The organism is Actinoplanes oryzae, from assembly GCF_030757795.1.
Classification (GTDB): domain Bacteria; phylum Actinomycetota; class Actinomycetes; order Mycobacteriales; family Micromonosporaceae; genus Actinoplanes.
The window spans coordinates 1-25,275 of record NZ_JAUQWH010000132.1 but is presented as its reverse complement, the minus strand read 5'-3'; the positions used below and the strand labels follow the sequence as shown (position 1 = coordinate 25,275).

Below are 25,275 nucleotides of genomic sequence, written 5' to 3'. Positions count from 1 at the left end.
AAGGGTGCGGCCACCAAGGCCATGCCTGCCAAGGGTGCGGCCACCAAGGCGATGCCCGCCAAGAGCACGGCGACCAAGGCGACGGCGGCGAAGTCCACCGCGGCCAAGAGCACGGCGGCGAAGGCGACGGCGTCCAAGGCAACCGCGGCGAAGGCCACGGCTGTCAAGAGCACGGCGTCCAAGGCGACGGCGTCCAAGGCCACGGCTGCCAAGAGCACGGCGGCGAAGGCCACGGCGTCCAAGGCGACGGCGTCCAAGGCGACGGCGGCGAAGAAGAGCGCCGGCAAGGGGGCGGCCGGGAATACTGCTGCCGGTGCGGCGCGGGCGGCGGGAGCCAGCCGGGCCACGAAGGCTGCCAACGCCAAGCCGGCCGGGATGACCAAGAGTTCGGCCACGAACGCCAATCGGGTGGCTCGGCCCGCCGACGCGGGGGCGGCTCGGAAGGCGACTGCTGCCGCGAACGGGCGTACGGGATCGGTGGGGAAGACCGCCGCGCGCAAGGCGACCGCCAAGCGCTGATCGCACGACTGCCTGCAGGGGCCGCGCCGGACAAGGCGCGGCCCCTGACTGTGTGCGGGCCCGCCGCACCGAAGCCGAGGCGCCGCCCCTGACTGTGTGCGGGCCCGCCGCACCGAAGCGGAGATGCGGCCGGAGCGACGCGGCGGTCCTGGAGCAGCGTGCACGCCCGCGTCGTCGGAGCAGGCTGCGGACGCTGAGCTGGTGCGGTTCAGGGCAATGGGGAGCGCGGCGGCGAGCATTTTCCGGGCGGACGGGTTAGGAATGAGCGTGCCCATTGCTCGCGTGCTGGCCCCGCAGATCGATTTTTCCGTTCTTCGCAAGGAGCTCTCGCTGCCCGGCGGCGACGAGTATCCCGAGCCCGCGAGACGCGAGGCCGAGGCGGCGGCCGCCGTGGCGCTGCCGCCCGTCGATCGCACCGGCATCCCGCTGGTCACGGTGGATCCGCCGACGTCGCGGGATCTGGATCAGGCGCTGCATCTCGCGCGGCGGGGGTCCGGGTATGTCGTGCGGTACGCCATCGCGGACGTGGCGAGCTATGTGCGGCCGGGCGGTGCGCTCGAGGCGGAGACCTGGCGGCGGGGGCAGACGGTCTATCTGCCGGACGGGCGGGTGCCGTTGCATCCGCCGGTGCTCAGCGAGGGCGCGGCGAGCCTGCTGCCGGACGGCGACCGCGCCGCGGTGCTGTGGACGATCGAGCTGGACGCGCGCGGGGAGACCACGTCCGTGGGGCTGGAGCGCGCGACCGTACGCAGCCGGGCCAAGCTGGATTACGCGGGCCTCCAGCGGGCCCTCGACGAGGGGTCGGCGCCGGAGGCCGTGACCCTGTTGCCGGAGATCGGGGCGTTGCTGGCCGCGCGGGCCGCCGAGCGGGGTGCCGTGGATCTGCGATTGCCGGAGCAGGAGGTCGAGCGGGAGGGGAACGGCTGGCGGCTCGTGCTGCGGGCGCCGCTGGCCGTGGAGGAGCACAACGCGCAGATCTCGCTGCTGACCGGGCGGGCGGCGGCGCGGATCATGCTGGACGGCGGGATCGGGTTGCTGCGGACGATGCCGCCGCCGCGCGCCGAGACGGTGGAGGCCTTGCACAGCACGGCCCGGGCCCTCGGCCTCGACTGGCCGGCCGGGGCGCCCCTGCCGCCGGTGGACCCGGCCGATCCGCGCGGGGCCGCGTTCCTCGACCAGGCCGCGGAGATGTTGCGGGGCGCGGCTTACACGGCCTTCGACGGTACGCCGCCCGAGCTGACCGGCCACGGCGGCGTCGGCGCCCCGTACGCGCACGTGACCGCGCCCCTGCGCCGCCTCGCCGACCGCTACGCGACCGAGGTCTGCCTCGCCCTGCACGAGGGTCGGCCGGTGCCGGACTGGGCCCGGGCAGCCCTGCCGAAGCTGCCCGCGGCGATGGCGGCCACGGACAAGGTCGCCGGCGCCGCGGCCCGGGGCGCGGTGGCGCTGGCCGAGGCGGTGCTGCTCGCGGACCGGGTGGGCGAGACCTTCGACGCGGCGGTGCTCGACGTGGACGACAAGCGGCCGGGCGGGACCGTGGCGATCGACGACCCGGCCGTGGTGGCCCGGTGCTCGGGGACGTTGCCGCTGGGCGAGCGGGTGCGCGTACGCCTGGTGGAAGCCGAGCCCCGGACCCGTACGGTGAAGTTCGTCAGGGAAGAGTGACCAGCACCTTGCCGACCGCGCCCTGCTGGACCGCGTCGTGCGCCGCCGCCGTCTCCGCCAGCGGGAAGTAGTGCAGCGGCAGGCCCGCCTCGGAGCCGACCGGCAGGGCGCCGTCGCGCAGGGCCGCGCCGACGTCCTCGGCCGCGGCCTGCAGCAGCTCCTCGCCGAGCGTGTAGAGGATGAGGAACTGCATGCGCGTGTTGAGCAGCATGTGCGGGCGGACCTCGAAGGTCGCCGTGTCGCCGGCGTAGATCGCGATCGACGCGTGGTTGGCGGCCACGGCCTGGTTCAGCGCCGCGTTCTGGCCGGGGGCGAGCTCGACGATGATGTCGACGCCGCCGGGCGACACCGCGCGGATCTCCTTGGCCGGATCTCCGTCGCGATAGTTGTGCACGTGATGCGCGCCGGCGGCGGTGGCGAGCGCGGCCTTCCCGGCGGAGCTGACCGTGGTGTGGACCGTGGCGCCGGCCCAGCGGGCGAGCTGGATGGCGGCATGCCCGACCGCGCCCGCGCCCCCCGCGACCAGCACGGTGCGGCCGTCGAGGGCGCCGGGGGAGAGCCGGGCGGGCCCGGCCTCGGCGACGGTGAGGGCCCGGTGCGCGGTGACCGCGGGGACGCCCAGCGCGGCACCCGCGTCGGACGACACCCCCTCCGGCAGCGGGAACGCGTGCTCGGCGGGCACGACCGTGAACTCGGCGGCGGTGCCGTGCGGGCTGCCGTGCGCCGCCAGCATCACCCACACCCGGTCGCCGGTGCGATGCGACAGCACGCCCGGTCCGACGGCGTCGACGATGCCGGCACCGTCCATGTTCGGCGTGGCGGCGGTCTGGCCGGTGGTGATCCGCTTCCAGTCGGTCGGGTTGACGCCGGAGCGCTCGACGCGGACCCGGAGCTGCCCCGGCCCGGGCTCGGGCACCGGACGCTCCTCGAGGCGCAGTCCGGAATCGCTGAGAACGATGGCCTTCATGGGCCGAACCCTACGGGAGCCGGGGCACGCCTGACCCGTCGAGCGGCCACTCCGGATAGTAGGTGATCTCCCACAGGTGCCCGTCCGGGTCGGCGAAGCAGCCCCGGTGGCCGCCGGCCCGCACCAGGGAGGCGCCCGCCTGCACGGCCGCCCGCAGGGCCTCGTCGACCTCGGCCGGGCCGGCGACCGGGATGGTGAGCACGGCGGCGCCCGGGCGGCCCGGCGTGCCCTCGGGCAGGTCGGCGGCGGGCACCAGCGCGAGCACGCCGCCCGTGGTGTGGAACCAGCTCACGACGCCGGGCACCGAGGCGGGCGAGAGCCGCCAGCCGAGCGACGAGTAGAACTCGCTCGCGCGCGCGACGTCGGCCACGCCGAGGGTGGCGACGCCGAGACGGGCGGGAACGGACATGGGGCACCTCCGGGGGGACGGAGGTGCCACAGTAGTTGATCTAGAACGTGTGCTCGGCCGCCGGGAACTCGCCCGTGCGCACCTCGTCCGCGTACTGCCGGACGGCCGCCCCGAGCACCCCGTTGAGGTCGGCGTAGCGCTTCACGAAGCGGGGCGCCTTGCCCGTACGCAATCCCGCCATGTCCTGCCAGACCAGCACCTGCGCGTCCGTGTCGGGGCCCGCGCCGATGCCGACCGTCGGGATCGGCAGCTCCTTGGTGATCTGGGCGGCGACGTCGCCCATGACCATCTCCAGCACCACCGCGAAGGCGCCCGCCTCCGTCACGGCCCGCGCGTCGTCGACGACCTCGGCCGCCGCGTCGCCGCGCCCCTGCACCCGGTAGCCCCCGATGGCGTGCTCGCGCTGCGGCGTGAACCCGATGTGCGCCATGACCGGGATGCCGGCGCCGGTGATGGCCTCGATCTGCGGCGCGACTCGCCGGCCGCCCTCCAGCTTGACCGCGTGCGCGCCGCCCTCCTTCATGAAGCGGACGGCCGTGCGGAGCGCCTGCGCGGGCCCCTCCTCGTACGAGCCGAAGGGCATGTCCGCCACCACCAGCGTCGTCGAGGTGGCGCGCACCACCGCGCGGACCAGCGGCAGCAGCTCGTCGACCGTGATGGGCAGGGTCGTCTCGTGCCCGAAGACGTTGTTCGCCGCGGAGTCGCCGACGAGCAGCGCCGGGATGCCGTTCGCGTCGAACAGCGCGGCGGTGTACTGGTCGTACGACGTCAGCATCGCCCACCGCTCGCCGCGCTCCTTGGCGGCGATCAGGTCACGCGTGCGGACCCGGCGCGTGGGCGGTCCGCCGTAGAGGGCGGTCACCTCTGACTCAGACATGGCAGTCTCCTTCCCTCGAGGCCGCGGTGCGCGGTCCCCGGGTCTGCCCTCCAGCCTGGCACCCGCCCCGGTGCCCCCGTCAGGGAGTAGTGGAAACGGTCACTTATTCTTCGCCGCACGACAGGAACGCTTACCGTACTGTCTGAGATCGACATCGGCCCTTACCCGGGACGCGCCGGACGGCCGTGGGCAGCGTAATCTCGGCGTAACGGGACCGGGGGAGACTGACCGCCGGGCAACAGAGGGGTTGACGTGGACCGACAGCAGGAGTTCGTGCTCCGTACCTTGGAAGAGCGCGACATCCGTTTTGTCCGCCTCTGGTTCACGGACGTGCTGGGCACCCTGAAGAGCGTGTCGGTCGCGCCCGCCGAGCTGGAGTCCGCCTTCGAGGACGGCATCGGCATCGACGGCTCGGCCATCGAGGGCTTCGCCCGGGTCTCCGAGTCGGACATGGTCGCCATGCCCGACCCGACGACGTTCCAGGTGTTCCCCTTCGAGGGCGGCGACAGCGGCGAGAGCGCCCGGATGTTCTGCGACATCCTGCTGCCCGACGGCAGCCCCGCCTGGGCCGACCCGCGCCACGTGCTGCGCCGCATGCTGGCCAAGGCCGCCGAGAAGGGCTTCACCTTCTACACCCACCCGGAGATCGAGTTCTTCCTGCTCCAGGACGGCCCGCTCGACGGCTCGGTCCCGGTCCCGGTGGACGCGGGCGGCTACTTCGACCACACCACGCACTCGGTGGCGCGCGACTTCCGGCGCCAGGCCGTGCTCGCGCTGGAGCGGATCGGCATCTCGGTCGAGTTCAGCCACCACGAGGTCGCCCCCGGCCAGCAGGAGATCGACCTGCGCTACGCCGACGCGCTGACCACCGCCGACAACATCATGACCTTCCGGCACGTGGTCAAGGAGGTGGCGCTGTCGCAGGGCGTGCGCGCCACGTTCATGCCCAAGCCGTTCACCGACCAGCCCGGCAGCGGCATGCACACCCACGTGTCGCTGTTCGAGGGCGAGCGCAACGCCTTCCACGACGGCGAGGACCCGCTCAAGCTCTCCAAGACGGCCCGCGCCTTCATCGCCGGCCTCCTGGTCCACGCCCGCGAGTACACGGCGATCACCAACCAGTGGGTCAACAGCTACAAGCGCCTCTTCCCGCTGCAGCTGCCCGACCGCATCACCGAGTCGCCGGCCTTCGTCAGCTGGGGCGCCCTCAACCGCTCCGCCCTGGTCCGCGTCCCCGCCTTCGGCAAGCCCGGCTCCGCCCGCGTCGAGGTCCGCTCGATCGACTCGGCCGCCAACCCGTACCTGGCCTTCGCCGTCATGCTCGGCGCCGGCCTCAAGGGCATCGAGGAGGGCTACGAGCTGCCCCCGGGCGCCGAGGACGACGTCTGGTCGCTCTCGCCGCAGGAGCGCAAGGCCGCCGGCTACGACGCCCTCCCGGAGAACCTGTCGGAGGCCATCGACGTGATGGCGAAGTCGGAGCTGATCCCCGAGGTGCTCGGCGAGCACGTGTTCGACTTCTTCCTGCGCAACAAGCGCCAGGAGTGGGAGCAGTATCGCCGCGAGGTGACGCCGTTCGAGCGGGAGCGGTATCTCGGGACGCTCTAGATCAAGGTCAAAATCAAGATCAAGAGATTCATGTCGTAGCGGGGTGGTGGGTACAGACCGCTGCTCACGCCGAGGTGCCCGGAGGGGCTCCGCTGGCCGCTGACGCGTCCAGAGCGCGGAGCCCCACCGGGCCACGTGCGTGATCCAAGACCTCGAAGATCAACCCCGTCGGAGCCGCCCCGTGGCAGCACCGGCCTCGATCCGAGGGCAACCGATCACATCACCGCCGGCGTGGTTCCGGGGCAGCCGGACACGTCAGCGCCGGCCTGGTTCCGGGGCAGTTGATCACGTCGGCGCGCGGCGGGGTTTCGGGGTGGCTGATCATGTCAGCGTTGGTGCCGGCGTGTTTTCGGGGTCCGGGGTGTCGCGGGCGTGGCGGGGCAGCAGGAAGGTCAGCAGGCCCACCAGCACGGAGATGCCCAGGCCGGCCTGCAGGCAGCGTTCGAGACCGGTCACATAGCCGGCCTGCCCGGGACGGCCGTCGACAGTCGCGAAGAACACGGTGCCCAGGGCGGCGACGCCGACAGCCGTGCCCAGCTGCTGCAGCGCGTTCAGGAGGCCCGACCCGGAGCCGGCCTCGTCCGCGTCGAGCCCGGCGAGCGCGAAGTCGAACAGCGGCGCGATCACGAGCCCCATGCCGAGGCCCCACACCAGCAGCGGCCCGGCGAGTTCCCAGGTGGTGACGTGCGTACCGGCCCGGGACAGCACCACGAGGCTCAGCACGAGACCCACGGCCTGCAGGGCATTGCCGAGCTGCAGGGTGCCGCGGCCGAGCCGGGGCACGAGCGCGGCGCCACCGGCGAGCGCGCCGACGGACGAGCCGAGCGCGTACGGCAGGGCGGTCAGCCCGGCATGGATCGCGGAGTAGCCGAGCCCCAGCTGCAGGAACAGCGTGAGCGCGAGCCCCACGCCGAACGTGCCGCCGAAGAAGACGAGCGTGAGCAGCACCCCGCCCGCGAAGCCGCGGTGGCGGAAGACGGACAGCTGGATCAGCGGATCCCGGTGCCGGCCGAGCCGCCCGCGCGTCCACGGCACGAGCACCCCGAGCGTGGCCAGGCCGCCCGCGATCATGACGAAGCTCCACGCCGGCCAGCCCGCCTCCCGGCCCTGGACGAGCGGATAGGTGACGAGCGCGACCGCGACGCCGGCCAGCAGGATGCCGAAGACGTCCAGCCGGGGCGCCGAGGCAAGGCGTGACTGCGGGAACAGGCGGCCGGCGCCGAGCGCAGCGAGGATGCCGATCGGCAGGTTGATCAGGAAGACGAGCCGCCAGCCGGCGCCGAACAGGTCGGCGTCCACGAGGACCCCGCCGAGCACGGGTCCCGCGACGGCGGCGAGTCCGACCGCCGGGCCGAAGATCGCGAACGCCTTCCCCTGGTCGGCCGGGGCGAACACGGCGAGCAGCAGGCTGAGCCCCTGGGGGATCAGCAGGGCGGCGGCAACTCCTTGGAGCAGCCGCCCGGTGATGAGCGTCGCCGTGTCCGGGGCCGCCGCGCAGAGGGCCGAGCATGCCACGAAGCCCCAGGCGCCGGCGAGGAACAGGGTGCGGCGGCCGTAGCGGTCGCCCAGCCGGGCCCCGGCGATCAGGAAGACGGCGAAGGTCAGCGAGTAGCCGCCCGTCATCCACTGGACCGCCGTGCTGCCGGAGCCGAGATCGCGGGCGATGCTCGGCGCCGCCACATTGACGATGGTGCCGTCGAGCAGATCCATGATCTCGGCACAGAGGATGAGCGCGAGGATCAGCCACGCGCGGGGATGGTTCGAGCTGATGGGGGCAGGAGTCGTCATCGGTGCACCTCTCGGGTTGTTCACCGATGAATATTCGCCCTTGAATAAAACGCGTCAAGGGTGCGTGAGCGCGGTCACTCCGGCTCGCCGGCGAACCGGAAGTCACCGGCCCGTACGCGCTCCAGCAGCGCGAGCGTGAAGGTGAGCTCGCCCTGCAGGCGAGCGGCGGCCAGCTTGACGAACTCGACGGAGTGCGGTGGCTTGGTCGTGCTCTCGAGGGTCTGCTTCGCGTCGAACTCGAACTGGCGCAGCTGGCTCTCCAGCCGGGCGCTGCGCTCCTCGACGGCCGCCGTGACCTCGTCCCGGGTCAGGGCGACCAGGAAGCACAGACCCGCCATGAACGGTGCCGTCCGGTAGGGATCGACCTCCCACAGCGCGCTGCGGAGCAGTCCGGTGAACGCCGCCTCGCCCTCCTCGGTGAGCCGGAACTTCACGCTGTCCTTGTGGGCCCGGCCGCGCCGGGGGCCGGGCTCGGCACCCTCGACGACCAGCCCGTCCTTGACCAGCGTGCGCAGGGCGCCGTAGATGGAACCGGGGTTGACGCTCGCCCAGTCCTGCACTCCCCAGCCGGTCAGCTCGCGCATGATGGCATAGCCCGTCGCCGGCTGCTCCTGCCGAGTCGCGCCCAGGACCAGCAGCCGGGTCGGATCAACGCTCATGCCGCGCATCGTCGCACGCGGCGGTCCCGGAGGCGGATTCCCGGGGGCTTTCGGCCGGGCGGTGGATCACGGGCGAGCGTCCGTTCGGTACGGTGCCTGCGGAAACGCCGTGACGAGGGGGAAACCGTGCTGGAGAATCTGCTCGAGGGTGCCGGGCGCAGCATTGTGTTCGGTGCGCTGGGGATCGGCCTGATGGCTGTCGGCTTCGTGCTGGTGGACCTGCTGACCCCGGGCAAGCTGCGCGATCTGATCTGGGTCGACAAGAACCGTAACGCGGCCCTGCTGCTCGCGGCCAACCAGCTCGGCATCGCCGGCATCGTGTTCACCGCCGTCTTCACCAGCTACGAGAACTTCGCCGAGGGGCTGGCGTCGACCGCGCTCTTCGGGCTGCTCGGCATCGCGGTGATGGGGCTGGCGTTCCTGGTGCTCGACTGGATGACGCCGGGCAAGCTGGGCGAGGTCATCTGCTCCGAGGAGCGGCACCCGGGCGCGATCGTCAGCGCGGCGAGCCACTTCGGGGCCGCCCTCATCGTCTGCGCCTGCATCGCCTGACCCGTCCGACCGCCACCCGAACTCGACGGAGGCAAGCTCATTCACATCGATCTGGAGCCCGTCACCAAGGACAACTGGCGGGCCGTCGTCAAGCTGAAGGTGCGGCCGGAGCAGCGCGAGTTCGTCAACGAGCCGGCGTACAACCTGCTGATGTGCCACTACGGCGACACGTGGCACCCGCTCGCCGTCACGGTGGAGGGGCAGGTGGCCGGCTTCTGCCTGTGGGCGCGTGACGACGACGGGAGCCGGTGGATCGGCGGCGTCATGGTGGACGCCGACCGGCAGGGCCGGGGCATCGGCCGGGCGATGATCAAGGCGATGCGCGACCGGCTGATCGCCGAGCCCGGCACGCCGAACGTGGCGCTCAGCTACGTCCCGGAGAACACCGCCGCCCGCGCGCTCTACCTGTCGCTCGGGTTCGTGGAGACGGGCGAGAAAGAGGACGACGAGGTCATCGCGCGCTGGACGCCGCCCGCCGGTTAGCCTCGACGGGTGGGCACAGCACTGGTGGTCGAGAATGATCCGTCCGACGATCTCCGCCGGCTGGGGGAGTGGTTCACCGAAGCGGGGCTGCCGCTGACCGTGGTCCGGCCGCACGCCGGGGAGCCGCTTCCCGAGACGCTCGACGGGTTCGCCGCGCTCGTGGTGCTCGGCGGTGATCAGCGGGCCTATCCGGACGCGCAGGGGCAGCCGGGCGCCCCGTGGTTCCCGGCGCTGGAGGGGCTGCTGCGCAAGGCGGTCCGGCATCACGTACCGACGCTGGGGGTGTGCCTGGGAGCGCAGCTGCTCGCGCAGGCGCACGGTGGCCTGGTCGAACGCAGCCCGTCCGGCCCGGAGATCGGGCCGGCCCTGGTGGGGCGGCGCGACGCGGCCGACACCGACCCGCTGTTCAAGTGGGTGCCGCTGCTGCCCGACGTGGTGCAGTGGCACAGCGACGAGATCACCGAGCTCCCGGCCGGGGCGGTGCTGCTGGCCGCCTCGACGCGCTATCCGCATCAGGCGTTCCGGCTCGGCGACCGGGCCTGGGGCGTGCAGTTCCACCTCGAGTGCGACGCCGCGATGATCGAGGCGTGGGCCGGCGCCGACCGGTCCAGCCTCGACGAGCTGGGCTACGACCCGCCAACCGTGGTCGCCGCCGTCGAGGGGGTGCTCGCCGACGTCGAGGAGGCCTGGCAGCCCTTCGCGGCCCGGTTCGCCGCGCTGGCGCTGGGGCAGCTGCCGGACGCCGACATCCCGGTCCAGGGCACCGGCCGCACGCTGCCGCTGCTGGGCGAGTGAGGTGACCCGACCGAGCCGGCTCGCCCGGTACGGCTTCGCCGACAACGGATCCCGCGCCGCCGACCTGCTCGGCCCGGACGGCCTGGGGCTGTGGGACGCCGAGGCGCAGAGCCCCACGGGCACCGGCGCCGGCGATCTTCTCCACGCGCTGTCGCGCGCCGCCGACCCGAACCTCGCCCTGCGCCAGCTGCACCGCATGGCGGAGACGGCGGCCCGCGCGCACCGGCGCAGCACGGGCGGATCGGTGACCGGCACGGGCGAGCCGCTCACGGACAGCCCCGGCGTCACCGAGCTGCTCGACGCCATGTGCTCGGACACGGGCCTGCGCCGCCGCCTGGTCGCCGTGCTCGGGGCGTCCAGCGCGCTCGGCGACCACCTCGTCGCCAACCACGAGCAGTGGCGGGTGCTGGCGACCAGCAAGACGGGCACGGCGCCCCCGGCGGAGGGTCACCTGGAGTTCCAGGACTCGATGGGCGACAACCCGCCGACGGTGCCGGCGCTGCGGACGGCGTACCGGATAGCGCTCTTGCGGATCGCCGCGGCGGACCTGACCGGGGGCCGCTCGCTCGAGGCCACCATGGAGGCCCTGTCGCGGCTCGCGGACGAGACCCTGGCCGCCGCGTACGCCATGGCAGCCGCCGACCAGCCCGAGACGCGCCTCGCCGTGGTGGCCATGGGCAAGTGCGGCGGCAACGAGCTCAACTACGTGTCCGACGTGGACGTGATCTTCGTCGCCGCCGGGGACGAGGACCTGACCGCGGGCACCACGGTCGCCGCCCGGCTGATCGAGATCTGCGGGCAGGTCGCCTGGCCCGTGGACGCGGCGCTGCGGCCCGAGGGCAACCGGGGCCCGCTGGTCCGGACGCTGGCGAGCCATCAGGCGTACTACCGGCGCTGGGCGCGTACCTGGGAATTCCAGGCCCTGCTCAAGGCCCGGCCGGCGGCGGGCGACCTGCGCCTCGCGCAGGAGTGGCTCGACGATCTCGCGCCGCTGGTGTGGCACGCCGCCGAGCGCCCCGAGGCCGTCGCCGACGTGCGCGACATGCGCCGCAAGATCATCGAGAACGTGCCGGCCAAGGAGGTGGACCGCGAGATCAAGCGCGGCCCCGGCGGCCTGCGCGACATCGAGTTCGCGGTGCAGCTGCTGCAGCTCGTGCACGGCCGCGTCGACGAGTCGCTCCGGCTGCCCGGCACGCTGCCGGCGCTGCGAGCGCTGGTCGCCGGCGGCTACGTGGGCCGCGAGGACGGCGAGACGCTGCTGCGCGGCTACCGGTTCCTGCGCGACGTCGAGCACCGGCTGCAACTGCAGAATCTCCGGCGTACGCACACCGTGCCGGACGATCCCGCGGCCCTGCGCTGGCTCGCCGCCGCCCTGGGCTACCGCGCCGGCGCCGGCCGCGACGCCGTGCAGCAGTTCCGCTCCGACTGGGTCGGCCACGCCGCCCACGTACGCCGCCTGCACGTCAAGCTCCTCTACCAGCCCCTGCTCGAAGCCGTCGCCCGAGTCCCCGCCGAGGCCCTGCGCATGACCCCGGAGTCGGCGGGCCGGCGCTTCGAGATCCTCGGCTTCGCCGACCCGGCCGGGGCGCTGCGCCACCTCCAGGCGCTCACCGGCGGGGTGAGCAGGACGGCCGCCATCCAGCGCACGCTGCTGCCGATGCTGCTGCAGGAGTTCGCGGACGCCCCCGAGCCGGACCGCGGCCTGCTCAACTACCGGCACGTCTCCGACAAGCTCGGCAGCACCCCCTGGTACCTGCGGCTGCTGCGCGACGGCGGCCCGGTCGCGCGCCGGCTGGCCCGGGTGCTCTCCCTCTCCCGGTACGCGACGGACCTGCTCACCCGCGACCCGGAAGCCCTGCGCCTGCTCGCCGATGACGCCGAGCTGCTGCCCCGCGACCGCGACGCGCTGCGCGAGGGCTTCATCGCCGCGGCCGCCCGCCACCTGCGCCCGGGCACCACGGATCCCGCGCCGGCCGTCGCGGCGGTGCGCGCGATGCGCCGGCGGGAGCTGTTCCGGCTGGCGTGCGCCGACATCCTCAGCCAGGCCGGCGAGCTGTCCCCGGCCCGGCCGCTGGACGTCCACGCGATCGGGATCGCCCTGTCCGACGTGACCGACGCGACGCTCGCGGCGACGTTGCACGTGGCCCGGCACGTGCATCCGGGACCCGACGGGTTGCGGTTCGCCGTCATCGGGATGGGCCGGCTGGGCGGCTACGAGATGAGCTACCCGTCGGACGCGGACGTGCTGTTCGTCTACGGCTCGGACCAGGAGGGCGCCGCCGCGGCCGCGCACGCCATCGCCGAGGAGATGCGCCGCACGCTCGGGGCGCCGGCCCCGGACCCGGCGCTCGGCATCGACGCCGACCTGCGCCCCGAGGGCCGGCAGGGTCCGCTGGTGCGCAGCCTCAACGCGTACGCCCAGTACTACGCCCGCTGGTCCCGGGTCTGGGAGGCGCAGGCCCTGCTCCGCGCCCGGTTCGTGTGCGGCGACGAGGAGCTGGGCCGCGACTTCGAGCGGCTCGCCGACGGGGTGCGCTTCCCGGACGGCGGCCTCACCCGCGAGCAGGTCGTCGAGATCCGCCGCATCAAGGCCCGCGTCGAGACCGAGCGCCTGCCCCGCGGCGCCGACCCGAACACCCACACCAAACTCGGCCGCGGCGGGCTCGCCGACGTCGAGTGGGCGGTGCAGCTGCTGCAACTGCGCCACGCGTACGACCTGCCGGAGCTGCGCCGCACCCGCACCCTCGCCGCCCTCCGCGCCGAGGTCGAAGCCGGCCTCGTCGGCAAGGTCGACGCCGCCGCCATGGAGGCCGGCTGGACCTTGGCCGCGCAGGTGCGCAACGCGCTGACCCTGGTCCGGGGCCGCCCGACCGACCAGTTGCCGCGGCACGGCCTCGAGCTGGCCGGCGTCGTGCAACTGCTCGGCGGCGGCGACCCGGGCGAGTTCGTCGACCGCTACCTGAGGCTGACCCGCCGCTCGCGCGCCGCCATGGAAAGGGTCCTCGAATCCTGAGCACCTTGCCGTTCTCGCAAGATTTCTGGTGGCTGAGCGCCGCCGTCGGGCGGTTCGCCGTCCTCGAAGAGCCGCGCGGAGACGGTCGACGGGCTGCTCGACGGCTACCGCGCCACCATCGCGCAGGCGAACCAGGTCATCGAGGGCTGGACGGACCTGAGCCGGCCGGCGCCCCGGCCACCGGGCCGGGACGCCCTGCCGCCGACGCTCGTGCACATGATCGAGGAGCTCGGCCGGCATGCCGACATCCTGCGCGAACAGATCGACGGCGCCACCGGACGCTGACGCCGGCTCGCGCGGTCGAGGCGCTCAGCCCCGCAGGCGGGCGGCCGCGTCGGCGGTGACCGGGGTGAAGAGGTTGACGAGGGCACCGTCGGGGTCGCGGAAGAGCAGGGACCGGTTGCCCCACGGCATGGTCGTCGGCTCCTGGACGACGTCGGTGAGGGTCGCGCGCAGGCGGGCGTACTCGGCGTCGACGTCCGCCACCCGGAACTCGACGATGGCCGAGCGGTTGGCGGCCGGCTCGGCCGACCCCTCCCCGAAGAGCTTGACCGTGGCGGCGCTGCCGATCGCCAGCGTGGCCCCGGGCAGCGCGAGCTGCGCGAAGTCCGGCGTGAACCGCTGCGCGGCCACGCCCGTGACCTGCTCGTAGAAGCCGGCCAGCCGCTCTACGTCGGCGGTGATGATGCGTACGGAAGCGAAGTTCATGACCATGACGCTAGAAGCAATACCGGTCAGCATCCGCCCGGTATGGGTGCAGAGTCATGCCGGCGAAAGTTCCACACACGCGGTTCCAGCCCGGCGGCACTCCGAGCGCGGACGGCTGACGCGATCGTGTGTGCGCGCCGCATGATCCCTTGCCGGTCGACGACCGCAGCGAGGACGTGGTCAGTCGGCGAGGTGGGGCGGGTGGACGACGCGGAAGCGTTCGAGGAGGACGAGGGCGTCGTCGGTGAAGGGGATGCCGAGGGCCGAGCTGCGGCGTTCGAAGTAGCGGCGGTGCTCGGCCTGCCAGCTGGCCAGGGTGCGGTCGTCCTCGCCCTCGTCGTACGCGAAGCCGGCGTCCACCTCGCGGAAGGGCACCAGGCGCAGCTCCATCGTGCGCAGGATCACGCGCGGTGCGCCGGCGCTGTCGCAGACGATCCAGTACGTGCCGATGCGCGGGAGCTCGGCCAGGCCGGCGGCCAGTGTGGCGGTCGCCCGCTTCACTCCCGACTGGACGAGGTCGAGGAGTTCGTCGGCGAGGCGGGGCGAGTCGCCGAAGCGTTCGACCGTGTACGTGGGCGGCTCGGTGGTCCAGGCGGCCCAGAAGGCGGCCGCGGCCTCCGTGTCGAGGGGTGCGAGAGGCATGTGACGATCTTAAAAAGTGGGCCGGCGCCGCATCGGCACCGGCCCACCCACCAGGGAAAAGACTCAGAAGAGCCGGCCGAGGCGGAGGAACACCGTCTCGCCGGTCGCGTCGTCGATGGCGTCGTTGTCGGTCACCGCGTACGCCTGGCCGTTGCCCGCGATCGCCAGGCCCTCGACCTTGTCCTGCACCCAGCCGTGGTCCGCCCGCAGCGCCGGGAGCAGGTCCTTGACCAGCCGCTTGCGGACCGTCGGGACGCCGGTCCACGACGCGGGCACGTCGAAGCGGTAGACCTTCTTGATCGCGGCCGCCGGCCCCCGCTGGTTGTCACGCTCGATGACGGCAAACCCCCCGGAGGGTACGGCCACCAGCTCCGACAGGCCGGTCCAGCCCACGGCGGCGGTGTCCAGCGGGTACGCCAGCCACGACCACGTACCCCCGGAGTATTTGCCGATGCGGGCGAACGTCTCGCCCTTCAGCGGGCGCTGGACGGCGACCCACACGTCCTTGCCGGTCACCGAGATGCCTTCGAGGCCGTTGGTCGTGATCGCGGCGGCCACGTCGGCGGGCAGCGGGATCTCCTGCTGCACCTCGCCGCGGGTGTTGAGCCGCACGAGCATATTCGGCGTGGTGGCCGAGCCCTCGACGGCGAGCCAATAGCCGCCCCGGACGGCGGCGATGCCCTCGGCGTCGTACCCGATGGGCTCGCCGTTCTTGGTGACCGTCAGCTCACTGGTGATCGTGGCCGGCGATCCCGCGACGGAGACACCGAGGATGCGGGTCGGGGTGTACGCGCTGTCGGTCACGGAGACGAGCGCCGAGCGTGTCCCCGGCACCGCGGAGAGGCCCGACAGCGTGCCGAAGGGAATGGTCCTGGGAGACACCACCGACGGGAACGCGCCGGCCGCCGGACCGAAGCCGAAGAGCTGCACCGATCCGCGGATGTTCGCGTCCGGGATCTCCTCCTCGCTGGACACCACGACGAGGTTGCGGGAGGGGACGGCGACGACACCCTCCGGGCCGTTCGTCGTCGGCAGCAGCTGCCTGAACTTCGGCGAGGACGGGCGGGACACGTCGTAGACGGCGGTGAAGTTGCCGCGCTCGGAGTTCACGAAGACGTACGGCACCCCGCCGAACCTGCCGAACGCCACGTTCTCCGGCTCGATCCCCTTGGCGTCGGAGCGCTTGTCCGGGTAGAGCCCGTGCTGCACGGCGATGCGCTCCAGCGAGTTGCCCGCGTCCCACACGACCCGGCCGCGGCGGTCGAAGACGGTCCAGCCGCGCGAGCCACCCTCGTAGTCGCCCTCGTTCGCGGTGGCGAACAGCTCGTCGGAGATCCAGGTGACCCCGTCGGGCTCGCGCCTGGCGGTGATCGAACCGGTGAGCTCGATCTTGTCGTCGTCGAGGGTGTCGACGCCGTCGACGGTGACCGTGCCGGCGCTGAAGTGCGACACGACCTTCTTGGCGGCGAGGTTCACGACCGCAATGTGGTTGTTCTCCTGGAGCGTGACGACGGCCTCGTCGCGCGCGTTGATGCTCACGTACTCGGGCTCGGGGTCCTCGGGGACGACCGAGGCGAGGCCGGTCAGCGCGACGCGTGACACCGCCCACGTACGCGTGTCGACCACGGACAGCCACCCGGCCGGCGCGAGGGGGAACACGTCCTCGTCCCGCTCGTTCTCGATCGCGACGGCGAGGTAGCGGCCGCTCGGCGCGACGGCGACCGAGTCGGGCTGCCCGCCGAGATCGAGGCTGCGCACGACCTTGCGGGTCCGGTCGTCGATCACCACCAGCTTGCCGGACGGATCCGTGAAGCCGGCGCTGGTGTTCACCGCCGCCAGCAGCAGGTGGCCGAGGTGCGCGACCGACGTCGGCTCGCCGCCTATCGCCAGCGTCCCGGACGGCTCGGGCCGCGCGGCGTCGGAGATGTCCAGGAAGCCGAGCCGCTTGCCGGGGCTGTCGGTGTAGACGACCGTCCGGCCGTCATCGGTCACGGTCGAGATCTCCGCGGCGGCCTCGTCGTCGACGCTGGAGTTCAGATAGGCGGGCACGGTCGCGAGCCGCCGGAACTGACCCTCGTGCGGAACGGCCGGCGGATGCGCGGCCGAGAGACCGACGGCGACCGCCGCGAGATAGGGAAGGAAGGCCATGCCGACTGCCTACGGCAGCCGGCGGACCCTCAGATGGCTGCCGGGGAAACGGCCGGTGTCGCCACGGTGCCGACTGACCGATCTTGGGGCGAGGGCACCCGAAGCGGCAACGCGACGAGCAGGAAGAGCCCCGCCAGTACGTACAGATTGCTGCCCACGGCGTAGAGCGGCGGCCTGTTCCCGCCGTCCCACAGCCACACCGTGCGCGCGCTCAGCACGACGAAGATGACGGCCCCCGCCCATCGCCAGCGCGGGGCGGACATGGCGCACCGGACCAGCGCCGGCAGCAGCCACACCGAGTGGTGCACCCACGTCACCGGGCTCAGCAGCAGCCCGAGGATGCCGGTCAGCGCCAGCCCGCCCAGCAGATCCGCGCGCCGCACCCGCCAGACCCACACCGCGAGCGTGGCCAGCACGCACACGATCCACACCTTGGACTCCACGGCGTCGATCGGGAAGCGGGCGAGCATGCCGCGCAGCGACTGGTTGGACACGTACTCGAGGTTGCCGACCCGGTTGGTGTCCCAGAGCGCGGCCGTCCAGAACTCGCGCGAGGCGTCCGGCCAGAGGGCCGCGGTCACCAGGGTCGTGCCCGCGGCGGTGCCGATCGCCACGCCGAGGGCCCGCCACTGCCGCGTCACCAACAGATAGAGGATGAAGACGCCCGGGGTCAGCTTGATCGCCGTGGCCAGGCCGATGCCCACGCCCGCCCAGCGCCGCCCCCGGGCCAGGCCGAGCAGCATGTCGCCCGCGACCAGGGCCAGCAGCAGCATGTTGACCTGACCGAAGCCGAACGTCTCGCGGACCGGCTCGAAGATCAGCGCCAGGCAGGACACGACCGCGAGGGCGTACCAGGGACGCCAGCCGCGCTGCTCGACCCAGGGCGCGATGAGCCACCACATGACCACGCCGGTCACGACGACCGTGGCGATCGAGGCCAGCGCCTCCACGGCACCCAGCGGCAGCCCGGCCATCGGCGACATGACCAGGGCGGCGAAGGGCGGATAGGTGAAGCCGTACGGGGTGCCGGGCCTCAGGTAGTCGTAGATCAGGCCGCCGTCGCGGAACCAGTAGCGGACCGCGCCCGCGTACACGCCGGAGTCGAAGTAGGAGTGAAAGGAAGCCGACCAGGCCAGGAGGGCGGCGGCCCCGGCACCCAGGACGACGAGAAGCAGGAGGCGGCGGGTCACGCAGCCACCCTACGAGCACGACGCACGCCGATCGCCGCCACCACCAGCAGGGCGGCGGTGACGACGATCGCACCGGGCACGCGGGTGTAGAGCGCCCAGTTGTAGCCGGCAGGGGTGGTGAGGGTCGCGGCGAGGGCGCACAGGGCGAGGAGGAGGCGGCCGCGGAGGAGGACGGCGAGGGGCCAGACGGCGTACCAGGGGTGGAAGACCGGGGCGCAGAGGACGGTGGCCGCGAGGGCAAGGCCGGCGTGGCGGATCGGGTCGCCGTGGCGGAGGGCGTGGAACCAGAGGGCGACGAGAATCACCACGAGGGCGAGGACCCCGATGAGGCGGGTCGCTTCGATGGCTTTTGCGCCGAAAAATGGGGACAAAATGATGCCGACGGCGGTGGAGGGGGAGGTCCAGGCGACGGTGTCACCGCTGTGGAGGAGGCCCCCTACCCACCCGGTACCGCGGTGGGAGAGGAGGGTCAAGGCTGCTGTGGCGAGGAGGGTGCCGGCGGCGACGGACACGATCGATCGCCACAGGGGGCGGGTGGCGAGGATCACGGCGAAGGGGAGTACCACGATGGCGGTCGCCTTCACCCCGGCGGCCAGGCCCAGGACGGCGCCGGCCAGGACGAGCCCGCGGGGGTCGGGGCGGGCGGCGGCCAGGGCGAGACCGCATACGATCAGGCCTGCCATCAGGGCGTCGTTGTGCGCGCCGGACACCAGGTGGATCAGGACGAGCGGGCAGGCGAGGACGATCCACAGCGCCCGGGCGGGGTCGATGCCGAGGCGCCGGGCCAGCACCGGCACGCCCACGGCCAGCAGTGCCAGGCCGAGCAGCGCGATCAGCCGGAGGCCCGCGATCACCCCGGCCAGCGAGCCCGCTGCCGCGGCGAGACCCGCCAGCAGCAGGAACAGCGGTCCGTACGGGGCGGGCGACGCGGCCCACGTCGGGTCGACCGAGGTGAGCCAGGGGCAGCCCGAGCCGCCCACACCGCCCGCGTACGGGTCGCCGCCCACGTGCTGGACCCAGCCCTGGCACGCGTACGAGTAGACGTCCGCACTGCCCAGCGGCAGCACCGGGAGCAGGGGCAGGTACCACAGTGCCGCCGTGAGCAGGGCCCAGCGGATCGAGGGCACGGCGTGGCGGCCGTACCACCAGGCCAGGATCAGCACCGTGATCCCGGTGACCCACAGGATCGGCAGGAGCACGCCACGCTGACCGCTGAGCAGGGTGCCGGGGTTGACGCTGGGCAGCCGTTCGTATCCGGCACCGCCCAGCACCGCCGTGCCAGCCGTGGCGCAGCTGCCCAGGAAGCCGCCCCACCGGATCAGCCGCGGGCTCACGTGACCGGCACCCGCAGCCACCGCACCGACCGCCACGCGACCCACACCACCAGGCCCGTGACGGCGAACGCCAGCGGCACCTGCAGCGGCTTCCACGCGCCGTCGCCGTTGGGCAGGATGAGGAACATCACCACGATGACGGCGGCAGCCAGCCATCGGGTGCCCGCGGCGGCGACCGCCCACAGGACCAGTGGCCAGTAGAGGTACCAGGGCTGGGTGATCGGGGCGAGGAAGATCACGGCCAGCAGGGCCAGCCCGGCGCCGCCGAGCGGGTCGGCGTCGCGGTGGCGCCACCAGATCACGACGAGCGCGACGAGCAGGAGCACGAGGGCGACCGCCCGGGCCGCCGGGACGACGTCGATGTCCGCCCCGACGAGCTTGCCGGCGGCGTTGACGGCGATACCGACGGCCGTCGGGGGCGAGGTCCAGCTGCGGGACTCGCCCGCCCCGGACAGCGACGTGGCCCAGCCGAAGCCCAGTCCGGAGCCCAGCGACAGCGCGCCGATGAGCAGCACCGCGCCGAGGACGACCGCGCCGCCCCGCCGGACGAACGCGGCGAAGTCCCGCAAGCCGCCCGACGCCAGCAGCGCGGCGAACGGCAGCACCACGCCGATCGTCGACTTGACCAGGATCGCGGCGCCGAGCAGGGCACCGCCGGCGATCAGCAGGCCCGCCGGGCGCCGCCCCGCGATCAGGGCGAGACCCGCCACGAGCAGCGCCATCGCGAGCGTGTCGTTGTGCCCGCCGCCGATGAAGTGGACCATGACCAGCGGGCAGCACAGCACGAGCCACAGCGCCCGCCGCTCGTCCACGCCCACCCGCCGGGCCAGCGGGGGCAGGGCCAGGGCAAGCGCGATCAGCGCCACCACCTCGTACGCCCGGAAGATCCCCAGCGCCACCGCCTGCGACCCGAACGAGGCCGCCAGCCCCGACAACAGGATCCACAGCGGACCGTACGGGGTGGGAGTCGTGCGCCACACCACGGACACCGACTCGATCCACGGGCACGGCTGCGCCGCGATCGGGTCGACCGACGGATTGAAGCCGGCGTCGACGAGGGCGCCCTGGCAGGCGTACGCGTACATGTCCCGGCTGGCCAGCGGCGGCACGAACAGCAGCGGCAGCACCCACAGCGCGGCCGTGACCAGGATCCATCCGCGCGACACGTCGAGCCGGCGCCCCAGCCACCACGCGGTGCACAGGGCGGCGAGCCCGAGGATCCACAACGCCATGATGAGTACGCCATGAGGCCCGCGCAGGATGCTCACGACCGACACGCCCCGGCGGATCCACGTGGGCGCGCCGAACAGCACCGCGTCGGCCGCGCAGCACACCGCCCCGGCAAAGCCCAGCCACCGTACGCCGGCCGGGCTCCTGAGGAAATCGGTCACGGCGCCGCCCGCAGGATCGGCACGCCCTCGACCGTCGTGAACGGCTCGTAGTAGGCCGCGAGGTCGGCCGCGATGCCGCCGCTCGGATCCACGGCGGCCGGCGGCGTGTCCAGCACCACGAGCTTCGGGCGCGCCGGCGACGCCAGCATCGCCCGCAGCTCCGGCAGCGCCGACGGGATCTTGTCGATCGGTTTCCCCCACAGGTACGGGTACGGCGACACCCGGTCGGCCGCGAAGTACAGGTACGCCTCGGACTCGAGCACGTAGATCCGATCGTCCGGCGCCGTGCTCGCCTCGATGACCTCGGCGATCCTGTCGTCGCGGCGGGCGAGGGCGTCGTACGGGATGGTGTCGGCTCGTCGCTGCGCGGACATGGGCACCAGCGCGACCAGCCAGACCAGCGTGGGCAGCACGAGAATCACCCCGAGCGCCGGGCCCAGGCGGCGCCGCATCCACCCCGGCCCGCCCGCGCCCGCCTCCGCGCCGTCTGCGTCCTTGTTCGCGCCGTCTGCGTCCTTGTTCGCGCAGGTTTTGTCCGCTTTCAGGGTGGCGCTTGTTTTCGGGGTGGCGTCCGCTTTCGGGGTGGCGCTTGTTTGCGGGGTGGCGTCCGCTTTCGGGGTGGCGTTCGTTTTCGGAATGCGGGACAGGCCCGCGACCGCCGCGGCCGCCAGCACCACGAGGGCGGGATAGGGCTGGACGAAGTAGTGCGGCCAGTAGGACCCGCCGAGGTTGATGCCCACGAACCCGGCGAACAGCCAGGCGCCGAGCACCCAGCGTCCGCCCCGGTCGAGCCACCGCCAGCCGAGCAGCGATACGAGCAGGATCAGCGTGGTGTCGAGCGCGATGTCGCCGGCGTGCTGCCCGAGGTCGGCCAGCCGGGTCGAGCTGTTCGACCCCTCGCCCCCGAGCGCCGCGAACTGGTATCCCGCCAGCGCCGACCAGTACGCACCCCAGCCCGTGACCAGCCCGTGCAGCGCCGACGCGGCCACGGGCACCGCCGCGGCCGCCCCGAAGAGCGCGAGGTGCCGACACCGGCGCAGGGCGACCAGCAGCGCCGCGCCGACGACGATCCCGTCGATGCCGGACTGCTTCATCGTCAGCGCCGCCCCGGCGAGCAGGCCGGCGCCGGCCAGCCACCACAGTGACCGCTCCCGGCGCCACCAGAGGACCAGCAGCGCGATCGACACTGTCGACGGCACGCCGGCGAGCAGCTCGCCGTTGAGCGTCATGCCCTCCAGGTGCGGCGCCAGCCCGGCGATCGCGTAGATCCACGCCGCCCCGATCGCCGCCCGCCGGCCCACCAGCAGCCCGGCGATCGCCGCGACGGCCACGGTGAGCACGGCCCCCGCGAGCACCATGCCGACCCGGATCGTCCAGCCCTCACCACCGATCGAGAGCAGCAGCCTGTACGTGAGAAGCAGCCCTTGGGGCCGGTCTAGCCACACGGTGTCGTAGAGCCGTTCGCCGCTCGCCCAGCGGCGGGCGACGTACGCGTAGCCGCCCTCGTCGGTCGAAAGCCCGGTGAACACGAACGGCAGCCGCACCAGGACCGCGACAACCACCGCGGCCATGATCGATCGACGCGGCGCGAGGCCGGAGAGAAGTCCGTTCACAGAGCCGCGTATTCCGATCGGGGCGTGACGAGCTGGTGGACGGCGGCGGTGACCGCCGCCCGGGACGCGGCGCGCCTCATGCGCGCGATCTGCGGGCTGCCCGCGCACTCACCGGCCGCCGCCCGGCGCTGCGGGGCGCAGGCGCGGTCGGCGTGGCAGGGCATACCCGCATGGTAACCATCGCCGTCCGCCCCCCAGCCGGCCGCGCCAGGCGCGCCCGGGGTGAGTCACGGGTGGAACCGCCAGCGGCCCTCCGAGACGACGTCCACCTCGTCGCCGCGGACTCGCACGGCCGACTGGTCGTCGAGGAAGTAGATCGGGAAGTCCGCCCGCTCGACGATCCGGTCGGCCCAGGCGTCGTCCCGCTCCGGGAAGTCCGGCGAGTCCAGGTGCGGCTTCAGATACCAGTCGAAGAGGCCGAAGGGCGGCTGCACGGTCGTCGCGCCGAGCACGTGCAGGTCCGCGGCATCCCCGATGACCTCGGCGGCATGCTCCGTGAGATGCCGGCTGACGATCATCGACCCGGCGCTCGACCCGACGTAGACCCGGCTCTCCAGCGCCGCCAGGAACTCGGCGGCCAGGCCGTTGCCGGTGATGCTGCGCGCGAGGTGATAGTGGTTGCCGCCCTCGACGTAGACGACGTCGGCGTGGCGCAGCCGGTCGAGCACCATCCGCCGGGGCAGGCCGTTCAGCTCCACGACGTCGAACTCGCGCCACCCGAGCCCATGCACCCGGGTCAGCCCGGCGACGAACCAGCCGTGGTCGCCGGGCTCGGCGACGGACGCCGTCGGCACGTACGCGACGGTCGCCTGGCCGAACGGCTTGCCCACCATGTCCCGCAGCGCGTCGCGCAGGGTGTCGTTGCGCAGGCCGCTCGATGTCAGCAGAAGATCCACCGGCCGAGCGTACGCAGAACGGCGGCCACGCACGAAGCGTGACCGCCGTTCCGGCGTCGATCGCCGATCAGACGTTGTAGTACATCTCGAACTCGTGCGGGGTCGGGCGCAGGCGCACCGGGTCGATCTCGTTGGTGCGCTTCCAGTCGATCCACGTGCTGATCAGGTCGTCGGTGAAGACGCCACCGGCGGTGAGGAACTCGTGGTCGGCCTCGAGGCTGTTGAGCACGGCGTCGAGCGAGCCCGGCACCTGCTTGACGTTGCCCCACTCCTCCGGCGGGAGGTCGTAGAGGTCCTTGTCGATCGGGGCCGGGGGCTCGATCTTGTTCTTGATGCCGTCGAGGCCCGCCATCATCTGGGCCGAGAACGCCAGGTACGGGTTCGACGACGGGTCCGGCACGCGGAACTCGACGCGCTTGGCCTTCGGGTTGCTGCCCGTCACCGGGATGCGGGTGCAGGCCGAGCGGTTGCGCTGCGAGTAGACCAGGTTGACCGGGGCCTCGTAGCCGGGCACCAGGCGCCGGTAGGAGTTGACGGTCGGGTTGGTGAACGCCAGCAGCGACGGCGCGTGGTGCAGCAGGCCGCCGATGTACCAGCGGGCCGTGTCGGAGAGGCCGGCGTACCCGGTCTCGTCGTAGAACAGCGGCTCGCCGCCCAGCCAGAGGCTCTGGTGGGTGTGCATGCCGGAGCCGTTGTCGCCGAAGAGCGGCTTCGGCATGAAGGTCGCCGTCTTGCCGTGCTCCCAGGCGGTGTTCTTGATGATGTACTTGAACATCTGCATCTGGTCGCCGGCGTGCAGCAGCGTCGAGAACTTGTAGTTGATCTCGCCCTGGCCCGCGGTGCCGACCTCGTGGTGCGAGCGCTCGACAGTGAAGCCGGCGTCGATCAGCCGGCGCACCATGGCGTCGCGCAGGTCGGAGTAGTGGTCCAGCGGCGCGACGGGGAAGTAGCCACCCTTGTACGCGGTCTTGTAGCCGCGGTTGCCACCCTCCTCCTCACGGCCGGAGTTCCACGCGCCCTCGACCGAGTCGATGTAGTAGAACGCCTGGTTGGCGGAGGTCTCGTGGCGGATCGAGTCGAAGATGTAGAACTCCGCCTCGGCGCCGAAGTACGCCGTGTCCGCGATGCCGCTGGACGCGAGGTACTGCTCGGCCTTCTTCGCCACGTTGCGCGGGTCACGCGAGTACGCCTCGCGCGTGAACGGGTCGTGGATGAAGAAGTTGAGCGCCAGCGTCTTCTGGATCCGGAACGGGTCGAGGAAGGCGGTGGTCACGTCGGGGAGCAGGAGCATGTCCGACTCGTGGATGGCCTGGAACCCGCGGATCGAGGACCCGTCGAAGGCAAGGCCGTCGGTGATGACGCTGTCGTCGAACGACTCCACCGGCATGTTGAAGTGCTGCATCACGCCGGGAAGGTCACAGAACCGTACGTCGACGAACTTGACGCCCTCGTCTTTGAGGTATCGCAGGAGTTCCTCGGGATTGGCGAACACACGTCCTCCTGGCACAGAAATTCAGTTCAGCGAAGCGGCGTGAGCCGCCACGGTGGCTAGGCTGGTCGCGACGCTATGGGGCGGGGGTTGCCCGGGCGTGTCTCTATTGTTTCTGCCGTGTTAAGGACCTCGTTGACACGGCGGCCGTCACTCGAACCCTAACGCTGGTCACGCGCGGTGGGGGTCCGAATGCGCCCAAAGCGCCGGCGACTACGCTCGATGCGTGGCGACAGGCGTGCAAACAGAGCTGGGCGGCTTCGGCCGGCGCCTCGCGGCGCTGATCATCGACTGGGCGTTGTGCATGCTGGTCGCGAGCTTCTTCGCCAACCCGCAGGAGACGCCGTGGCCGCCGGTGCTGCTGCTCGTGCTGGTCAACACGTTCTTCCTGGGCCTCTTCGGACAGACGCCGGGCATGTACCTGGCCCGGCTGCGCTGCGTCTCGTTCACCGACGGCGGCGCGATCGGCCTGGGCCGGGGGCTGCTGCGCGCGCTGCTCCTCGCCCTCTTCATCCCCGCCGTCATCAGCGAC

General features: G+C 72.6%; 23 protein-coding genes and 1 pseudogene. 10 read left to right on the top strand and 14 right to left on the bottom strand.

Features of this window, described 5'->3' with window-relative positions:
• Together RBH18_RS32210 and RBH18_RS32205 are read left to right on the top strand one after the other, a co-directional pair.
• Nucleotides 1–519, top strand: a 519-nt coding sequence (locus RBH18_RS32210) for a hypothetical protein (protein WP_372339022.1), incomplete at its 5' end; no start/stop codon positions are given.
• 267 nt (nucleotides 520–786) lie between these two features.
• On the top strand, nucleotides 787–2,184 hold the full coding sequence (locus RBH18_RS32205; RefSeq protein WP_306214242.1) for an RNB domain-containing ribonuclease: 1,398 nt from the start codon (nucleotides 787–789) through the stop codon (nucleotides 2,182–2,184).
• Here the strand turns inward: RBH18_RS32205 and RBH18_RS32200 are convergent.
• Genes RBH18_RS32200 through panB form a run of 3 tightly spaced genes read right to left on the bottom strand, consistent with a single transcriptional unit; the run spans nucleotide 2,171 to nucleotide 4,437 of the window.
• A complete protein-coding gene (locus RBH18_RS32200; RefSeq protein WP_306214241.1) occupies nucleotides 2,171–3,151 on the bottom strand; it encodes an NADPH:quinone reductase in 981 nt (326 codons plus the stop codon). The two genes, RBH18_RS32205 and RBH18_RS32200, sit on opposite strands and share 14 nt — an antisense overlap.
• A 10-nt stretch (nucleotides 3,152–3,161) precedes the next feature.
• On the bottom strand, nucleotides 3,162–3,560 hold the full coding sequence (locus RBH18_RS32195; RefSeq protein WP_306214240.1) for a VOC family protein: 399 nt from the start codon (nucleotides 3,558–3,560) through the stop codon (nucleotides 3,162–3,164).
• Nucleotides 3,561–3,600: 40 nt separating this feature from the next.
• Nucleotides 3,601–4,437, bottom strand: a complete 837-nt coding sequence (panB, locus tag RBH18_RS32190; RefSeq protein WP_306214239.1) for a 3-methyl-2-oxobutanoate hydroxymethyltransferase — start codon at nucleotides 4,435–4,437, stop codon at nucleotides 3,601–3,603.
• A gap of 252 nt (nucleotides 4,438–4,689) precedes the next feature.
• On the opposite strand from panB, the gene RBH18_RS32185 reads away from it, so the two are divergent.
• On the top strand, nucleotides 4,690–6,042 hold the full coding sequence (locus RBH18_RS32185; RefSeq protein ID WP_306214238.1) for a glutamine synthetase family protein: 1,353 nt from the start codon (nucleotides 4,690–4,692) through the stop codon (nucleotides 6,040–6,042).
• A gap of 321 nt (nucleotides 6,043–6,363) precedes the next feature.
• On the opposite strand, the gene RBH18_RS32180 is transcribed toward RBH18_RS32185, so the two are convergent.
• Entirely contained in the window at nucleotides 6,364–7,830 is a 1,467-nt protein-coding gene (locus RBH18_RS32180) for a DHA2 family efflux MFS transporter permease subunit (RefSeq protein ID WP_306214237.1), read from the bottom strand.
• A gap of 74 nt (nucleotides 7,831–7,904) precedes the next feature.
• Complete coding sequence (locus RBH18_RS32175) at nucleotides 7,905–8,489, bottom strand: PadR family transcriptional regulator (RefSeq protein WP_306214236.1); 585 nt, start codon at nucleotides 8,487–8,489, stop codon at nucleotides 7,905–7,907.
• 126 nt (nucleotides 8,490–8,615) lie between these two features.
• Here RBH18_RS32175 and RBH18_RS32170 point away from each other — a divergent pair, with 126 nt between their 5' ends.
• The 5 genes and pseudogenes from RBH18_RS32170 to RBH18_RS44200 all read left to right on the top strand — a co-directional run.
• Nucleotides 8,616–9,041 (top strand): DUF350 domain-containing protein, encoded by a 426-nt coding sequence (locus RBH18_RS32170; RefSeq protein ID WP_306214235.1) that lies wholly within the window; start codon nucleotides 8,616–8,618, stop codon nucleotides 9,039–9,041.
• 39 nt (nucleotides 9,042–9,080) lie between these two features.
• Complete coding sequence (locus RBH18_RS32165; protein ID WP_372339023.1) at nucleotides 9,081–9,524, top strand: GNAT family N-acetyltransferase; 444 nt, start codon at nucleotides 9,081–9,083, stop codon at nucleotides 9,522–9,524.
• A 9-nt stretch (nucleotides 9,525–9,533) separates the two neighbouring features.
• Complete coding sequence (locus RBH18_RS32160; protein ID WP_306214233.1) at nucleotides 9,534–10,319, top strand: type 1 glutamine amidotransferase; 786 nt, start codon at nucleotides 9,534–9,536, stop codon at nucleotides 10,317–10,319.
• Nucleotide 10,320: 1 nt separating this feature from the next.
• Nucleotides 10,321–13,332, top strand: a complete 3,012-nt coding sequence (locus RBH18_RS32155; protein WP_306214232.1) for a bifunctional [glutamine synthetase] adenylyltransferase/[glutamine synthetase]-adenylyl-L-tyrosine phosphorylase — start codon at nucleotides 10,321–10,323, stop codon at nucleotides 13,330–13,332.
• Nucleotides 13,333–13,413: 81 nt separating this feature from the next.
• A pseudogene (locus RBH18_RS44200) lies at nucleotides 13,414–13,617 on the top strand (mycothiol transferase); the annotation flags it as partial.
• A 24-nt stretch (nucleotides 13,618–13,641) separates the two neighbouring features.
• Here the strand turns inward: RBH18_RS44200 and RBH18_RS32150 are convergent.
• From RBH18_RS32150 to RBH18_RS32120, 7 genes are all read right to left on the bottom strand, one after another.
• The gene (locus RBH18_RS32150) at nucleotides 13,642–14,040 is read right to left on the bottom strand and encodes a VOC family protein (protein WP_306214231.1); all 399 of its coding nucleotides are present in this window, start codon (nucleotides 14,038–14,040) and stop codon (nucleotides 13,642–13,644) included.
• A 180-nt stretch (nucleotides 14,041–14,220) separates the two neighbouring features.
• Complete coding sequence (locus RBH18_RS32145; RefSeq protein WP_306214230.1) at nucleotides 14,221–14,682, bottom strand: ASCH domain-containing protein; 462 nt, start codon at nucleotides 14,680–14,682, stop codon at nucleotides 14,221–14,223.
• 63 nt (nucleotides 14,683–14,745) lie between these two features.
• On the bottom strand, nucleotides 14,746–16,830 hold the full coding sequence (locus RBH18_RS32140) for an esterase-like activity of phytase family protein (RefSeq protein WP_306214229.1): 2,085 nt from the start codon (nucleotides 16,828–16,830) through the stop codon (nucleotides 14,746–14,748).
• Between the two features lie 29 nt (nucleotides 16,831–16,859).
• Complete coding sequence (locus RBH18_RS32135) at nucleotides 16,860–18,020, bottom strand: glycosyltransferase 87 family protein (protein WP_306214228.1); 1,161 nt, start codon at nucleotides 18,018–18,020, stop codon at nucleotides 16,860–16,862.
• Entirely contained in the window at nucleotides 18,017–19,354 is a 1,338-nt protein-coding gene (gene mptB / locus RBH18_RS32130; protein ID WP_306214227.1) for a polyprenol phosphomannose-dependent alpha 1,6 mannosyltransferase MptB, read from the bottom strand. Before mptB (RBH18_RS32130) ends, RBH18_RS32135 begins: the two co-directional genes overlap by 4 nt.
• Nucleotides 19,351–20,745 (bottom strand): polyprenol phosphomannose-dependent alpha 1,6 mannosyltransferase MptB, encoded by a 1,395-nt coding sequence (gene mptB / locus RBH18_RS32125; protein WP_306214226.1) that lies wholly within the window; start codon nucleotides 20,743–20,745, stop codon nucleotides 19,351–19,353. Before mptB (RBH18_RS32125) ends, mptB (RBH18_RS32130) begins: the two co-directional genes overlap by 4 nt.
• Nucleotides 20,742–22,307, bottom strand: a complete 1,566-nt coding sequence (locus tag RBH18_RS32120) for a hypothetical protein (RefSeq protein WP_306214225.1) — start codon at nucleotides 22,305–22,307, stop codon at nucleotides 20,742–20,744. Before RBH18_RS32120 ends, mptB (RBH18_RS32125) begins: the two co-directional genes overlap by 4 nt.
• Before the next feature lie 75 nt (nucleotides 22,308–22,382).
• Here RBH18_RS32120 and RBH18_RS32115 point away from each other — a divergent pair, with 75 nt between their 5' ends.
• Complete coding sequence (locus RBH18_RS32115) at nucleotides 22,383–22,535, top strand: hypothetical protein (RefSeq protein WP_306214224.1); 153 nt, start codon at nucleotides 22,383–22,385, stop codon at nucleotides 22,533–22,535.
• 50 nt (nucleotides 22,536–22,585) lie between these two features.
• On the opposite strand, the gene RBH18_RS32110 is transcribed toward RBH18_RS32115, so the two are convergent.
• Together RBH18_RS32110 and glnA are read right to left on the bottom strand one after the other, a co-directional pair.
• Nucleotides 22,586–23,254 (bottom strand): Type 1 glutamine amidotransferase-like domain-containing protein, encoded by a 669-nt coding sequence (locus RBH18_RS32110; RefSeq protein ID WP_306214223.1) that lies wholly within the window; start codon nucleotides 23,252–23,254, stop codon nucleotides 22,586–22,588.
• A gap of 67 nt (nucleotides 23,255–23,321) precedes the next feature.
• Nucleotides 23,322–24,746: a type I glutamate--ammonia ligase gene (glnA, locus tag RBH18_RS32105; RefSeq protein WP_306214222.1), complete on the bottom strand. Its 1,425-nt coding sequence runs from the start codon at nucleotides 24,744–24,746 to the stop codon at nucleotides 23,322–23,324.
• A 223-nt stretch (nucleotides 24,747–24,969) separates the two neighbouring features.
• Here glnA and RBH18_RS32100 point away from each other — a divergent pair.
• On the top strand, nucleotides 24,970–25,275 hold a 306-nt coding region (locus RBH18_RS32100), incomplete at its 3' end, for an RDD family protein (RefSeq protein WP_306214221.1).

Coding starts and splice junctions, on each gene's coding strand:
- RBH18_RS32145 (WP_306214230.1), bottom strand. CDS start 14,682: ATGCCTCTCGCACCCCTCGACACGGAGGCCGCGGCCGCCTTCTGGGCC.
- RBH18_RS32200 (WP_306214241.1), bottom strand. CDS start 3,151: ATGAAGGCCATCGTTCTCAGCGATTCCGGACTGCGCCTCGAGGAGCGT.
- panB (WP_306214239.1), bottom strand. CDS start 4,437: ATGTCTGAGTCAGAGGTGACCGCCCTCTACGGCGGACCGCCCACGCGC.
- RBH18_RS32150 (WP_306214231.1), bottom strand. CDS start 14,040: ATGAACTTCGCTTCCGTACGCATCATCACCGCCGACGTAGAGCGGCTG.
- RBH18_RS32195 (WP_306214240.1), bottom strand. CDS start 3,560: ATGTCCGTTCCCGCCCGTCTCGGCGTCGCCACCCTCGGCGTGGCCGAC.
- RBH18_RS32140 (WP_306214229.1), bottom strand. CDS start 16,830: ATGGCCTTCCTTCCCTATCTCGCGGCGGTCGCCGTCGGTCTCTCGGCC.
- RBH18_RS32180 (WP_306214237.1), bottom strand. CDS start 7,830: ATGACGACTCCTGCCCCCATCAGCTCGAACCATCCCCGCGCGTGGCTG.
- RBH18_RS32175 (WP_306214236.1), bottom strand. CDS start 8,489: ATGAGCGTTGATCCGACCCGGCTGCTGGTCCTGGGCGCGACTCGGCAG.